Origin of the sequence: Natronorubrum halobium (assembly GCF_051351675.1) — an archaeon.
GTDB lineage: Archaea > Halobacteriota > Halobacteria > Halobacteriales > Natrialbaceae > Natronorubrum.
Map to the genome: position 1 here is coordinate 1696240 of NZ_CP195595.1, position 14038 is coordinate 1710277.

Here is a 14038-nt window from a genome sequence, read left to right on the forward strand (position 1 = left end):
TCTGTTCTTTATACTAAATCTTTGGGCCAATATATCCACCCTTGAGTACCCCATCTGGAACCGAACGACGCCGAACCGACGATCGAGCGTCGGCGAAGCGATGCCGAACGTGTCAGGCAGATTTCTGCTGTGACTTGTGACGCGTATCTGGCTCGACGCCGAGATACGCCCCGAGCGTCGTCAGTTCGGCGTCCGAGACGCCGAACGCGGTCACGTCGTTGGTGACGACGGTGTTGTTCATCTCGAGCGACCGCGCCTGGTCCGGACCGAAGGGAACGAGCGGAATAGCCCCGGCCGCGGTCAACCCGAGTTTCGTCACCGACATCGGGACCGAGAGGATCCTGACGGACTTCCCCTCGGCCGCGTAGGCCAGCTTCGTGGCGTCCGCGAGCGTGACGATCTGCGGGCCGGCGATCTCGTAGATTTCGCCGACGTGGCTGCTGTCCTCGAGCGCGTCCGCGAGCAGGGGGACCAGATCACCGACCCAGATGGGCTGGAACCGCGTGTCGCCACCCTCCGGGAGCCCGGTTACGAACGGGGTCGACACCCGTTTCGTGAACTCGAGGAACTCGGCGCCGTCGCCGAAGACGACGGAGGGACGGAAAATCGTCCACGCGAGGTGCGAGTCTCGGACGACGTCCTCGGCCTTGCCCTTCGCCTGGAGGAACTCCGTCGGAGCGTCCGGATCCGCGCCGAGCCCGCTCATCTGAACGAATCGATCGACGCCGCCGTCCTCGGCGGCCCGGACGAGGTTCGCCGTGCCGCCGAGGTGGACGGTCTCGTGGTCCGTGTCGGCCGGCGGCTGGTACAACGGCGAGAGCGAGACGAGATTGACGACGGCGTCGTGACCCGCGACGGTGTCGACGATGGAGTCGTACGCGCTGACGTCGCCCATCGCGCGGTCGACGTCCGCGGGGAGGTCGTTCCCGCCGGGATCGCGAGAGAGCGCCGTCACGTCGTGGCCGCGGTCGTCGAGTTCCGTACAGAGATTTGTCCCGATGAAGCCGGTGCCGCCGGCGACGAGCACCTTCATACGTAGAATATCCCCACGCAGCGATAAATAGCTGAGCGCCTCCGCTAGTTGGTATCCGCTGGTCTCGATAGATTGGAATAAGTAGCTCTCGCCACGAGGTGCGAGCATGCTGGTCACGCTCGAGGGACTGGACGGCAGCGGCAAGACGACGGTCTGGGAGGCCTTACGGAAGGTCTACCCTGACGCCGTCTTCACCCGCGAACCGACGAACGACTCCTGGTACGGCGACGCCGTCTACCGCTCGATCGGAGACGACGACGCCGACTCGCTCGCGGAACTGTTTCTCTACACCGCCGATCACGCCGACCACCTCTCGCGCGTGATCGAACCGGCGCTCGAGCGCGACGATCTCGTCATCTCCGATCGCTACTCCGACTCCCGCTTCGCCTATCAGGGGGCGACCCTCGAAGCGTACGAGCGCCTCGCGGGGACGGATCCGCTCGAGTACGTCGTCGACGTCCACGAGCCGTTTACCATCGAACCCGACCTGACGATCTATCTCGATCTCGACCCCGAGACGGCCGCGGAGCGCGCGGGTGCGACGAACAAGTTCGAACACGCGGACTACCTCGAGTCGGTCCACGCGAACTACGAGCGGTTGCTCGAGCGCGACCCGGACCGGTTCGTGCGGATAGATGCGACGCAGGAGCCAGAAAGAGTGCTCGAGGAAGTGCGTGAAGTGCTGGCCGACGCGGTCGAAGACGAGTAATCAAGAACTGAATCGGATTTTGTGGCCGAGTTCTGTGGCCGGGAGTGCGTCGCGAGTACTGCGAGCGGCGTACGACCCGGGGAAGGGCAGGCGATTCACCGACAGTCACCGTGAGCGATCGGAGGGAGCGAGCGGGCCGACGACCGACGTGAACGAGCGACTTGCAGGAGCGAGGGAACGGAGGGAGGAGTGCTTTTGGTCCAGGTTTTACCGAGGGACATCGCGCTGACGGCAGCGTCGCTGCCGTCAGCGAGACAGACCGCAGGGTAAAAGCTGGTCTCTAGTCCATCGCGATGTACGTCTGTGTATCCTCGATGCCCTCGATGCCCTGAATCTGGGTCGCCGCGATCTCTTTGACCGCGGCGGGTGTCTCGACGCGCGCTTTCGCGATGATGTCGACGTCGCCGGCGACGATGTGGGCCGACTGAACGCCCTCGATCGTTTCGATGCTGTCTCGGAGCCGATCCGCCTCGCCGGTGTTCGCCTTGACCATGATAAATGCTGTAACCATCAGTTGACACCTCCAGTGCCCGACGTCGCGTCCGAACCCCTGTTCGCGGCCGCTTCCGTCGCCGACTCGCCGACGAGGAGCTGTCGAACCTCGCTCAACACGTCGTAGTCCGCGAGCACGACGAGTCGATCGCCGTCCTCGAGCGAGAGGTCTGCGTCCGGGAGTCCGAGGTCCTGCTCGCGCTTGCCGAAGGCGAGGACGGTCGCGTGGGCGGGCAGTTGCAGTTCGCTGATCGTGTAGCCGTTGACCGGGGCTTCTTTCGTGATCGTGAGTTCGACGACCTGCAGGTGGGGTGCGATGTCCGCGATGGCGCGGATGGTGCCGCCGAGCAGGGCGTTTTTCGCGCCAATGGCGCCGAGGCGTTCGGGGTAAATCACCTCGTCGACCTCGTCGGCGTACTTGCGGTAGATCCCCTCGCGATAGGCCTCGTCGATCCGCATGATCGTCCGACAGCCGTAGTGGTTGGCGATCATACACGCGGTGAAGTTGACGTTCAGGTCGCCGGTCAGCGCACCCAGCGCGTCGGCGTCGGCGATGCCGGCCTCCTCGAGGACGTCCTCGTGGGAACCGTCGCCCTCGACGACGGCGAACCCCTGACTTCGGGCCCGACGAATCATCGCCTCGTCTCGTTCGATTACCGACACCTCGTGGCCTTCTTCTCGAAGAACGCGCGCCGTGCGCAGGCCAACCCGTCCTGCCCCGATGATCACGAACCGCATGCACAGGGGTACGCTTCCCCCCGGCAATAAGCTTGCGCCGATCTACCATGCCAACCAGTCGAACAGTGTCGGGAGACGGGCAAAGGTTTTAGTCATGCGAAAGTGTACCACACCTTCGAGAATGGTTCACGCGTTTATTATGGTCAAGACGGCCGCCGGAAAATCGGAGGGGCTCCTCGAGTCGATCCGGGACGTCGAGTCGGTTTCCGATGCCCACATCGTCGCGGGCACCTACGACATCATCGCGGAGATCGACGCCCCCGAGGTGTACAACGTCCTCGAGGCCGTCTCCTCGGGTGTGCAGTCGCTCGAGGGTGTTACGGATACGAAGACGTACATCGCGATGGACTAAAGCGAACTTTTGCGCCAAACTTTTTCGCTGTCGTTCGAGAGAGCGAAGCTCTCTCGTGACTGAGCGAATCGGAGCTAAGCGGGAGCGAAGCTCCCGCGAGGTCAGCGGGACTACGTCCCGCCAGAATTCGCGAGGTCCGCGAGACCGAAGGTCTCGCTTGATGACGAGACGCCAAAGGCGTCTCGAACCACGTGCGGTCGCAAAGTGACCGCACTCGGCATGAAAAGCGCTCCACCTCCTTCCGTTCGTTCCCTTCGGTCACTCACATCAGTCGTCGGCCCGCTCGTTCGCTACGCTCACTCGCGGTGATTTTCTGGGCAACAGCCTACCCTGCCCCGTTGAGCGGAAGCTTTGCTTCCGCGAGGTCGTCGGCGCGAAGTCGTTCGAAAGATCAAAGATCTTTCGTGATGCCGAAAATCTCTGATTTTCGGGCCACGCCGACTGCTCGAGGGACCCCCGGTCCCTCACAGCTCGGAAGCGCACGCGCTTCCGTAGGGTCGTGCGGTTCTCGTAGTACTCGCGACGTACTCCCGGCCATCTGAGCGACTTGCAATCCGATCCCAGCAGAGAGCAAGCGGACGACGACCGATGAATCGTTCCACGAATGTCGCATCGGCGAGCGAGCGGTTTGAAAAACCCGAGCGCTGCCGTTCACCGACCGAAACGCGTGAGTGCGTTTCGCTCGGGCCGACGACTGACTCGGAGCGAGTGAAACGAGCGCAGAGGAAGGAGGAGTGCTTTTAATCGAATTTTTGCCGAGGGCGCGGCTCCGCCGCGCCCGCAGAGCAAAACTTCGTACTACATCGGCATGCCGCCGCTCTCGCCCTCACTCGCCTGCTGACCGCGGCTCTGGGCGTTCTCGAGCAGCGTCGCAGCCTCGCCCTGATACTCGTAGCCGGGGATGATCCCCTGCGCGTACGTGCCTTCGACGTACTCGATCAGGGCTTTGGCGTCGTCGACACCCTCACCGGCGTCCCAGGCGACGTACTCGAGGGTCACGGTGACGTCGGTCGCACCGCGTTCGACGACTGGTTCGTCGTGCGTGCTCGTGTGCGCGACGGTGAAGACGTCCTCGAGGCGGCGCTCGAGCGTGTCGAACCAGCCGTCCTCGACGGCGCTGGCGACGGCTTCGCCCGCGACGGCGGTATCGAGCGTCGGAAGCGTGACGGTGACGTGAAACTCGCCGTCTCGCTTCCCCTCCGCCTCGGTCGCGGTGACGGCCGCGTCGAAGACGGTCGTCGTGAGTTCGTAGCCGTCGTCGGCCGGTTCGAACGCGTCGTGTGACTCGAGTTCGTCTGCGACGGGGTCCGGGAGATCGGTCATTGTCGGACTAACGGGCGTAACGAAAAAGGATGTTACGTTGTGGTCCCCGTGTCGGCTTCCGTTCGGCCCTATGAAACAGTTAAATCGAGGAAATCGCAAGACAGCGGCGGGATCGTTTCACGATCGTAGCTAGTCATTTCTGCGACAAATGGGCTACATAACTACAACGGATATTGCCGTTTTTCGACGGCATGAGTCTCGATAGACATGCCGCCGAACGACGCCGGTTCGCCCGCCTCCTCGGTATCGACGGCGAACTCGGGAGTGGATTGCCGATCGGTACCCGCTCGAGTGGAACTCTCGAGGGGGAACGCGACCGCGATCATCGCGACGATACGGACCGAAACCGACCGACCGAACAATCGGAGCGTTAGTCGAGCGCCCGCCCGCTGAGGAACGAGTTGAGCGCCGTCGCAACTTCTTCGAAGTCCTTGACCGTGAGCCCGTCAGTCGTGACCAAGACGCCCTCGCTGTCGTTGGTGACGCGGATCAGGAAGCCGTTGTCGAAGACCCGAATCGTGTAGTTGTAGTCGCCGAGTTCCGACCCCTCGTAGGCGGTCTGGGCCGTTTTGAAGCCGCGCCACTCGTGGCCGATGAAGGTCGAGAGATCGGCGTCGCGTTCCAGATCGTTGCGGAGGTAGAGCTGCTGGTAATCGTCGCGGGTGAAGTACGTCGCCGAGCGAAGGCTGTCGCCGATGGCCGTCCGACAGGTCGTGACGATCTGATCTGTCGCGTCGTCGGTAAGTAATCCAGTAGGCATAGTTGATGGATCGAACCCCGAGACCTTAACCACAGGGGCTGTCGCCGATCGATCGAGACGGGAATCGCCCGCAGCGACGGCGATATCAGACGGCGTCGATCGCCCGCTCGAGGTCGGCGATCACGTCGTCGACGTCCTCGATCCCGACCGAGAGCCGCACGAGGTCGTCGGTGGTGCCGCTCGCCAGTTTCTCCTCCTCGGTGAGTTGCTGGTGGGTCGTGCTCGCGGGGTGGATGATCAGCGTCTTCGCGTCGCCGACGTTCGCCAGCAGGCTCGCGAGGTCGACCTCGTTACAGACGGTTTCGGCAGCGTCGTACCCACCTTCGAGACCGAAGGTGATCATGCCGCCGTACCCACCCTCGAGGTACTCCCTCGCGTTCTCGTGGGTCTCGTGGCTCTCGAGGCCGGGGTAGTTCACCCAGTCGACGGCGTCGTGATCCTCGAGGAACTCCGCGACGGCCATCGCGTTCTCGCAGTGCTTTTCCATCCGCAGGGGCAGCGACTCGAGTTTCTGGAGCGTCGTCCAGGCGTCGAACGGCGACTGCTGGTTGCCCAGATCGCGCAGGCCGCGGGTTCGTGCGACGACGGAAAAGGCCATGTCGCCGAACGTCTCGTAGAAGTTGACGCCGTGGTAGGCCGGATTCGGCTCCGAGATCTCGGGATAGTCACCGTCGTCCCACGGGAACGAGCCGCCGTCGACCAGCACGCCGCCGACCGTCGACCCGGCCCCGTGGAGCCACTTCGTCGTCGAGTTCCAGACGAGGTCCGCGCCGTGCTCGAGCGGCCGGCATAGATACGGCGTCGCGAACGTGTTGTCCACGAATAACGGCACGTTATGCTCGTGGGCGATGTCGGCGATGCGTTCGATATCGGGCGTAACGAGCGCCGGGTTGCCGATCGTCTCGAGGTGAACGAACGCGGTGTCGTCGTCGATCGCCTCGGCGTAGGCCTCGTAATCCAGCGTATCGACGAACTTCGTCTCGATCCCGCGTTTCGCGACGGTGTGCGTGAGGTAGGTGTACGTCCCGCCGTAGAGCGAGGACGCCGAGACGATGTTGTCGCCCACGTCCGCCAGAATGAACGTCGCCAGATCGAAGGCGGCCATCCCCGACGCCGTGGCGAGCGCGCCGACGCCGCCCTCGAGCGTCGCGATGCGCTCCTCTAACATCGCGTTCGTCGGGTTCATGATCCGCGAGTAGATGTTGCCCATCTCCTCCAGTCCGAACAGGGCCGCGGCGTGATCGGTGTCCTCGAACTCGTAGGAGGTGGTCTGGTAGATCGGCGGCGCTCGAGCGCCCGTCGTCGGATCGGGTTCCTGGCCGGCGTGGACGCTGTTCGTGGCGAACTCGTGATCGTCGGTATCGTCTCTCATAACCGTTCCGTCAGAGCCACCGCTAATAAAGTGTTCAGTCTATCGTGTTCGGCCGAGAAGACCCGCATATCGTTCGACGGTGCGATCCGACCGTGGCGTCAACTCGAGTGACGCGGTCGAGTCGTTACGCCTCGATGGTCGTTCGTTCCGTGACGACGGTTTCGGTCCCGTCTTCGACCTCGAGGGTGACTTCGTACGTGTCGCCGGCACCGTGTTTCACTCCTTCGGTAAGCGAGCCACTGGCGACGTCGCCGCCGACCGATTCGAGGGTCCGATCGACGACCTGTCCGCTCCCGTCTCGAATCGTCACCGAGACGCTCGAGAGGTCGCCGTCCGCGTCGGTGACGCGCCAATCGACGGCGAGTTCGGCGTGTGGATTCGGCGAGCTATCTTCGCTGCCCGAGAGGACGTCGACGGTCGGTTCGTGCGCCCCAACGTCGGTGGTCAATGTCGTCGTCGCACCCGTCTCGGTGGTGCCATCGGCGCGGACGACGGCCCGGTACTCGTATTCCGTCCCGGACTCGAGGCCCGTGATCGCGGCGTCGAACGTACCGGTAGTCGTGAGCGTCTCACCGTCTGACTCGTGCCACGCGGTCTCGCCCGCCGCGCGATACTGGATAGCGACGGTCGCCGAGTCGGCACCGCCGAGGTCGGCGAGTTCGCCGGTCACCGTCGCCGACTCGTCGTCGACGGCGGTTACGGAACCGGTTTCGACGGCTGGGTCGGCGAGCGTTGCGAACGCCTCGATCGCGCCGACGGCCGAGTCGCCGTCGGCCGCCGCGCCGACGACCCGGAACTCGTAGTCGGTACCGGGCTCGAGGTCGGCGACGTCGGCGCTAACCTGGCCCGCCGATCCCGGATCGACCGACTCGGTCGCCGTCCAGTTGCTGGCACCGTCCGGCCGGTACTCGAACTCGGCGGTCGCAGACTCGGCGCCGCCGAAGTCGGTAATCTCGCCGGTCAGGGTCGCCCTCGTTTCTTCGACCGTCGCAACGCCGGTCTCGACGGTGAAGGGTGTCTCCGTCGTAAAGCGTTCGTAGCCGGTCGAAAGCCCGTGTTCCTCCTCGGTGCGGATATGTGAGGTGAACTCGTACTCGGTTCCGGACTCGAGACCGTCGACGAGCTGTGACACCGCACCGGTCGATTCGACCGTCTGTTTCGGCGTCTCCGCCCAGTCCGAGTGCGGTTCGTCGTCGTCGGTTCGACTGTACGAGAACCAGACCTCGGCCGACGATTTGCCGCCGAGGTCGGTCACGTCGGTAACGAGCGTCGCCTCGTCCGTGCCGATATCGGTCGTGCCGGTAGTCGTCGCCTCGGGTCTGTCCGCAAGCGTCCTGATCGTCAGCGGTTCACCCCGATCGATCCCGGTTGACGTCTCCGCGACGGCGCGGTACTCGTACTGTGTCCCCGGCTCGAGGCCGGTGAGATGGTCCGTAACTGCCCCCGTCGAGTTCGTACGCTCGGCTGCCGAAGCGGCCCACCGCTCGTCCGAGCCGTTTTCGCGGTACTCGAACCAGACGTCCGCTTCCGCCGTATCGCCGAAGTCGGTGAGATTCGCGGCGACGATGACGGCAGTATCGTTGAGAACGTCGGCCCAGGCGGTGTCGACGGACGGGCCGTCCGCATCCGTCGTCGCAGCCGTCGACGGTGAACTCCCCGCGACGGGTGCCATAAGCGCGGCGCTCGAGACGAGCGCGACGACGAAACAGACCATCGCTCGGTGACAAACACTGGATACGTCAATGTGGTGTCCCATGCACGAACCTGTTGAAATTCGTGAATTAATACCTTTTCTATAACGGCGGCACTTGGGAACGGAACGCCACCGTTCGAGAGCAGTAGGCGATTCGGTCCGCGACATCGTCTATCGCGATGGGGAGATATTCGGACCGGTCCCACAGGGGAGCGTGTGAAAAGAACCCGGCGCGCCGTCAGGTGCGCCGTACGAGCGGAACGGTCGCGTCCTCGCGAACGAGCGTTTCGCTGATCGTCGCCTCGTGTTCCCTGCTCGTCGCGAGATAGTCGGCGACTCCGACGAATGCCGTTGTCGAGACGTCCGCGAGGAGCGTCCGGCGTGGTGTCGGTTCGACAACACGTATCGAGCGTTTAATAGCTTCGATAAAACGGGGCGCACATTGGCCGTTTCTCAACTGCACGCAACCTTTCAATACCGAAACACACCGTGTCATCGCGGATCGAACGTCTCGATCCTACTCGAGCAACGGCTCGCCGGTCATCTCCGGCGGCTGCGCGATGCCGATCAACTCGAGCATCGTCGGCGCGATGTCGGCGAGCGTGCCGCCCTCGCGAACCGTCCGACCACCGTCGGAGCGGTGCTCCGACGAGTATCGCGAACCGTCGCCGGTTCGCTCACCGCCGTCGGTGCCGTCCGGAGCGGTATAGACGAACGGAACGAGATTGTACGTGTGTGCGGTGTGGGGGTCCTCCTCGGTTCCCATATCGTCCGCGTTGCCGTGGTCTGCCGTGATGAGGACGTGTGAACCGGCCGTTCGGAGTGCGTCCGTAAGCCGCCCGAGTTGCGTGTCGACGGCCTCGACGGCCTCGATGGCGGCCTCGTAGTCGCCCGTGTGACCGACCATGTCGGGATTGGCGTAGTTGAGCACGAGGACGTCCGGATTGTTGGATTCGATGGTAGAAATCGCCGTGTCGGTCACTTCCGGCGCGCTCATCTCTGGTTGCAGGTCGTAGGTCGGCACGTCGGGACTCTCGACGATCTTCCGGATCTCGCCGTCGAACTCGACCTCGCGGCCCCCGTTCAGGAAGTAGGTGACGTGGGCGTACTTCTCGGATTCCGCGATCCGGAGCTGCGTCTTGCCCGCGTCGGCGAGCACCTCGCCGAGCACCTGTTCGGGCTGGTTCGGCGGGTATGCGACCGGGAGGTCGAACGTCTTGTCGTACTGGGTCAGCACGACGACCTCGGTCTCCGGCGGACTGGTCTCGAACTCGTCCGCCCAGTCCTCCGGTCGGATATCCGCGAGCATCCGCGTAAGCTGGCGAGCGCGGTCCGAACGGAAGTTGAACCAGACGACCGAATCGCCGTCCTCGAGTGCCGGTCGGCCCTCGATAACGGTCGGCTCGACGAACTCGTCCATCTCTCCGCGGTCGTAGGACGCCTCGACGGCGTCGACGGCCGACTCGGCGGTCCACTCGGCCTCCCGGTTGACGATCGCGTCGTATGCGCGGTTCGTTCGCTCCCAGTTCTGGTCGCGATCCATCGCGTAGTACCGGCCCGAGACCGTCGCCACGTCGCCCGTCCCGTGTTCGTCGACGACCGACTCGAGCGTGGAGAGATACGCTCGACCGCCCGTCGGCGAGGTGTCTCGACCGTCGGTGAACGCGTGGGTGACGGCCTCGACGTCGCGGTCGGCCGCCAGTTCGATCAGCGCGTGGAGGTGCTCTTGATCCGAGTGAACCCCGCCGTCGCTGACGAGTCCGAGGAAGTGGACCCTCCCCCCGTTTTCGCGTGCGTGATCGAACGCCGTCGAACTGTCGTTCGACGAGCCCTCACTCGCTGACGCTCGCGAGAACGCCGCGTTGATCGCGTCGTTCTCCCGGAAGGAGCCGTCCGCGATCGAGTCCGAGATGCGGGTGTACTCCTGGTGGACGACCCGTCCGGCCCCGATGTTCAGGTGGCCGACCTCGCTGTTGCCCATCTGGCCGTCGGGGAGGCCGACCCGTCTACCGGCGACCTCGAGCGTGCCGTAGGCGCCCTCCGCTGCCAGCCGGTCGAACGACGGCGTCTCGGCCGCCTCGACGGCGTCTCTGCTCGTTCCGTCGCCGAGTCCCCACCCGTCGAGGATGATCAGCGCTGCGTCCATGTGCGACGGGTCACCTGCGGTCCGTAATTAGCTGTCGTTGTCGCGCGGACGGCCACGAGCGATGGGGCGACCGAATCCAGTCACCGTCCGCCTCTCGGGCAACCGGAACGCTGAATTATCGCTCCCCCCAACCGGACGGTATCCGATGGGCACGGACATCCCGGAGGACGCCCCGATCGTCCTCTTCGACGGCGTCTGCAACCTCTGTCACGGCTTCGTGCAGTTCGTCGTTCCTCGGGACACGGAGGGACAGTTCCACTTCGCGTCGCTGCAGTCCGACGTCGGCCAGCAGTTGCTCGCCGACCACGGCCTCGAGGGTCACGACCTCGACTCCGTCGTCCTGATCGAGGGCGACGACGTGTACGTGAAATCCGGCGCGGTGATCCGAATCGCCCGGTTGCTCGGCGGCGTCTACCGACTGCTCGGCCCCTGCCGATACCTCCCGCGACGGCTGCGCGACTGGGCGTACGACCTCGTCGCCGAACACCGCTATCGGCTCTTCGGCCGGAAAGAGCAGTGCATGATGCCGACCGGGAACGTGCAAGAACGGTTTCTCGAGTGAGTCGGTTTTATCGCCTCTTCCAGACAGTCGCGGTGAAGGAGATAGTACGTCGGGAAGCGTTCGCTGCACTCGAGCCTCGATAACTTCGGAGACGACCGCGGACGACTGTCGTCGTGCCGTTGTGCGCGCGTGTGAGTGACGGGAGCAGGAGAAAAAGCGATACGCGAAACGAAGTACTCCTGTGTACAGTGAGTGACCTCATTGCATCCTCTGCACGAACGTCAACGGCTGCGGGAGTGTCACCAGATAGCTACCTTACCCTCGCGGTGGTAACTAGGGTCGTTCTCGAGGGAGAACGGGAGAGGAGAAACCATGGCAACAACAGCGAGAGACACCGACGCGGAAATCGAGCGATTACGGGGGTCGCTTCGAGGCGATCTGATCCGACCCGACGAGCCGGAGTACGACGACGCCCGCGCCATATACAACGCGATGATCGACAAGCACCCGCGGCTGATCGCCCGGTGTGCCAACGTCGCGGACGTGATCACGGTCGTGAACTTCGGGCGCGAACACGACCTCGAAACGGCGATACGCGGCGGCGGCCACAACGGTGCCGGTCTGGGTACGGTCGACGATGGACTGGTCGTCGATCTTTCGAACATGACCGGCATCCGCGTCGATCCCGAGGCGAAGACCGTCCACGTCGAACCCGGGTGCACCTGGGGCGACGTGGATCACGCTACCCACGCCTTCGGGCTGGCGACGGTCAGCGGGGTCGTCTCCACGACCGGCGTCGGCGGGCTGACGCTCGGCGGCGGTCACGGCTATCTGAGCCGCAAGTACGGTCTGGCCATCGACAATCTGCTGAGCGCGGACGTCGTGCTGGCCGACGGTCGGCTGGTTCACGCGAGCGAGGACGAGAACCCGGACCTGTTCTGGGCGCTGCGCGGCGGGGGCGGCAACTTCGGCGTCGTCACGTCGTTCGAGTTCCGGTTACATCCGGTCGAGACGGTCGTCGCCGGACCGCTGTTCTGGCCGATCGAGGAACTCGAGGACACCATGCGCTGGTACCGCGAGTGGCTTCCGGAGGCGCCGGAGGACGTCTACGCCGCCTACGTCATCGCCGAGGTGCCGGGTGAGCCCTTCCCGGAAGAGATCCACGGCGAGAAGGTCTGCGGACTCGTCTGGTGCAATCTGGGCCCGGAAGCGGATACCGAGGCCGCGATCCAGCCGGCGCGGGACGTCGCCGAGCCGCTGTTCGAACACGTCGGAGAGATGCCCTACCCGGCGCTCCAGAGTCTGTTCGACGATCTCTACCCGCCGGGTGACCAGTGGTACTGGAAGGGCGACTTCGTGCGCGACCTGACCGACGACGCCATCGCCGAACACCGACGCTTCGCCGACGTGCCGACGCCGCAGTCGGGGATGCACCTCTACCCCATCGACGGCGCCGTTCACGCGGTGGACGGGGACGAAACCGCGTGGAGTCATCGCGACGTCACTTGGTCGATGGTCATCTTCGGGGTCGATCGGGATCCGTACAAGAGCGAACTGATCGCGGACTGGGCCCGCGACTACTGGGAGGCGGTCCACCCGCACACGGCCGAAGCGTCGTACGTCAACTTCATGATGGAAGAGGGACAGGATCGGATCCGAGCCACCTACGGCGACAACTACGAGCGATTACGGGAGCTCAAGGCGAGGTACGATCCCGACAACTTCTTCCACGTGAACCAGAACGTCGAGCCGGCACCATGAATCGCCTCGGGTCGGCCCGGGCCATCGATCTCGGAGAGGGTGCGGAGGGCACCACCCATGTCCCGGAGTAGCCGGCAGGCGTCAGTCGACGTCGAGGACGCGGTCGCGGCGTTCCGAGCGGGAGGACCGGTGTTGATTCACGACGCCGCAGACCGGGAGGGAGAGACGGATCTCGTCTATCCGGCGCAGGCCGTCACGCCCGATTCCGTCAGGCGACTGCGCAACGACGCCGGCGGACTCGTCTGCGTGGCAGTGGCCGACCGGGTGGCCCGTCGGTGGGACCTGCCGTACATCCAGGAGGCGCTCGATCACCCCGCGACGGCGAACCACGACCTCGAGTACGACGAACGCTCGTCGTTCTCGCTCACGGTGAACCACCGCGACACCTATACGGGCATCACCGACGAAGATCGCGCGCTCACCGTGGCCACCATCGGGACGGCTGCTGCAGCTCCCGCGGCGATCGAGTTTCCAGCAACGTTCCGGTCGCCCGGACACGTCCACCTGCTGCGCGCAGCGCCCGGCCTGTTGGCCGACCGGCAGGGACACACGGAACTCGGTATCGCGCTCACGGAGGCGGCGGATCTCCCACCAGCCGTGGTAGTCTGCGAGATGCTCGACGACGAGACAGGGCGGGCACTCGGGCCGGTCGCCGCGAAGGCGTACGCAGATCGTCACGGCTTCCGCTACCTGGAGGGTGAACGCCTCGCCGAATGATTCGGACACCAACGCGATGACAACGACCGCGTGACAGACGACTGGACCTGAGAGGAGGCGGATTCGCGGACAGCCGTTTCAGAGGCACGCTCCGCCGGTGGTAGATACGCTCGCTTACCGAGTAGACGAGAACGACCGGTGCGATCGACCCGACCTCAGTCGCGCCGATGGTCGAACGTCGCGCCGCAGTCGCCACAGATCGTACTGTGACCGGGTGCGGTGCGCTGGGCGAAAACGGCGCCGCAGTCGTCACAGATCATAAAGAGTCGATGCTCCGGCCGGACGCCGGCTTCGAACGTCATGCGGACCCAGGCGTCCGGATTGGTTTCGTCGTAAACCGTGACACCGGCGCCGGTCTGTCGCCAATTGAGTGGCTGCCCGTCAGTTTCGGCCGCGTGCCTTCCTCGCTTGGACATCGGGATAGACGCATCCACACCGTC

General features: G+C 64.6%; 15 protein-coding genes. 6 read left to right on the forward strand and 9 right to left on the reverse strand.

Annotation, left to right across the window (positions count from 1 at the left end):
• Positions 1-112: 112 nt before the first annotated feature.
• Positions 113-1033 carry a complex I NDUFA9 subunit family protein gene (locus tag ACSFC7_RS08360; protein ID WP_436347253.1) on the reverse strand — a complete coding sequence of 307 codons (921 nt, stop codon included), beginning with the start codon at positions 1031-1033 and terminating at the stop codon, positions 113-115.
• Between the two features lie 106 nt (positions 1034-1139).
• Here ACSFC7_RS08360 and tmk point away from each other — a divergent pair, with 106 nt between their 5' ends.
• Positions 1140-1742, forward strand: coding sequence for a dTMP kinase (tmk, locus tag ACSFC7_RS08365; protein ID WP_436347254.1), 603 nt, complete (start codon positions 1140-1142; stop codon positions 1740-1742).
• Positions 1743-2022: 280 nt separating this feature from the next.
• Here the strand turns inward: tmk and ACSFC7_RS08370 are convergent, their stop codons facing one another.
• Both ACSFC7_RS08370 and ACSFC7_RS08375 read right to left on the reverse strand, forming a co-directional pair.
• Complete coding sequence (locus ACSFC7_RS08370) at positions 2023-2253, reverse strand: Lrp/AsnC family transcriptional regulator (protein ID WP_436347255.1); 231 nt, start codon at positions 2251-2253, stop codon at positions 2023-2025.
• Complete coding sequence (locus ACSFC7_RS08375; RefSeq protein ID WP_436347256.1) at positions 2253-2972, reverse strand: potassium channel family protein; 720 nt, start codon at positions 2970-2972, stop codon at positions 2253-2255. Before ACSFC7_RS08375 ends, ACSFC7_RS08370 begins: the two co-directional genes overlap by 1 nt.
• Before the next feature lie 121 nt (positions 2973-3093).
• Here ACSFC7_RS08375 and ACSFC7_RS08380 point away from each other — a divergent pair, with 121 nt between their 5' ends.
• Positions 3094-3324, forward strand: coding sequence for an Lrp/AsnC ligand binding domain-containing protein (locus ACSFC7_RS08380; RefSeq protein WP_436347257.1), 231 nt, complete (start codon positions 3094-3096; stop codon positions 3322-3324).
• Between the two features lie 798 nt (positions 3325-4122).
• Here the strand turns inward: ACSFC7_RS08380 and ACSFC7_RS08385 are convergent.
• Positions 4123-4647, reverse strand: coding sequence for a DUF5813 family protein (locus ACSFC7_RS08385; RefSeq protein WP_436347258.1), 525 nt, complete (start codon positions 4645-4647; stop codon positions 4123-4125).
• 191 nt (positions 4648-4838) lie between these two features.
• Here ACSFC7_RS08385 and ACSFC7_RS08390 point away from each other — a divergent pair, with 191 nt between their 5' ends.
• On the forward strand, positions 4839-5021 hold the full coding sequence (locus ACSFC7_RS08390) for a hypothetical protein (RefSeq protein WP_436347259.1): 183 nt from the start codon (positions 4839-4841) through the stop codon (positions 5019-5021).
• On the opposite strand, the gene ACSFC7_RS08395 is transcribed toward ACSFC7_RS08390, so the two are convergent.
• From ACSFC7_RS08395 to gpmI, 4 genes are all read right to left on the reverse strand, one after another.
• Positions 5018-5407, reverse strand: a complete 390-nt coding sequence (locus ACSFC7_RS08395) for a DUF7522 family protein (RefSeq protein ID WP_436347260.1) — start codon at positions 5405-5407, stop codon at positions 5018-5020. The two genes, ACSFC7_RS08390 and ACSFC7_RS08395, sit on opposite strands and share 4 nt — an antisense overlap.
• 85 nt (positions 5408-5492) lie before the next feature.
• On the reverse strand, positions 5493-6779 hold the full coding sequence (locus ACSFC7_RS08400) for an O-acetylhomoserine aminocarboxypropyltransferase/cysteine synthase family protein (protein WP_436347261.1): 1287 nt from the start codon (positions 6777-6779) through the stop codon (positions 5493-5495).
• 124 nt (positions 6780-6903) lie between these two features.
• A complete protein-coding gene (locus ACSFC7_RS08405) occupies positions 6904-8535 on the reverse strand; it encodes a fibronectin type III domain-containing protein (protein WP_436347262.1) in 1632 nt (543 codons plus the stop codon).
• 454 nt (positions 8536-8989) lie between these two features.
• Positions 8990-10618 (reverse strand): 2,3-bisphosphoglycerate-independent phosphoglycerate mutase, encoded by a 1629-nt coding sequence (gpmI, locus tag ACSFC7_RS08410; RefSeq protein WP_436347263.1) that lies wholly within the window; start codon positions 10616-10618, stop codon positions 8990-8992.
• 145 nt (positions 10619-10763) lie between these two features.
• Between gpmI and ACSFC7_RS08415 the strand changes: the two genes are divergently transcribed.
• The 3 genes from ACSFC7_RS08415 to ribB all read left to right on the forward strand — a co-directional run bounded on the left by ACSFC7_RS08415 (position 10764) and on the right by ribB (position 13598).
• Complete coding sequence (locus ACSFC7_RS08415) at positions 10764-11180, forward strand: thiol-disulfide oxidoreductase DCC family protein (RefSeq protein ID WP_436347264.1); 417 nt, start codon at positions 10764-10766, stop codon at positions 11178-11180.
• A 312-nt stretch (positions 11181-11492) separates the two neighbouring features.
• A complete protein-coding gene (locus ACSFC7_RS08420) occupies positions 11493-12881 on the forward strand; it encodes an FAD-binding oxidoreductase (protein WP_436347265.1) in 1389 nt (462 codons plus the stop codon).
• Positions 12882-12938: 57 nt separating this feature from the next.
• Positions 12939-13598 (forward strand): 3,4-dihydroxy-2-butanone-4-phosphate synthase, encoded by a 660-nt coding sequence (gene ribB, locus ACSFC7_RS08425; protein WP_436347266.1) that lies wholly within the window; start codon positions 12939-12941, stop codon positions 13596-13598.
• A 155-nt stretch (positions 13599-13753) separates the two neighbouring features.
• On the opposite strand, the gene ACSFC7_RS08430 is transcribed toward ribB, so the two are convergent.
• Entirely contained in the window at positions 13754-14014 is a 261-nt protein-coding gene (locus tag ACSFC7_RS08430) for a hypothetical protein (protein WP_436347928.1), read from the reverse strand.
• Positions 14015-14038 lie beyond the last annotated feature (24 nt).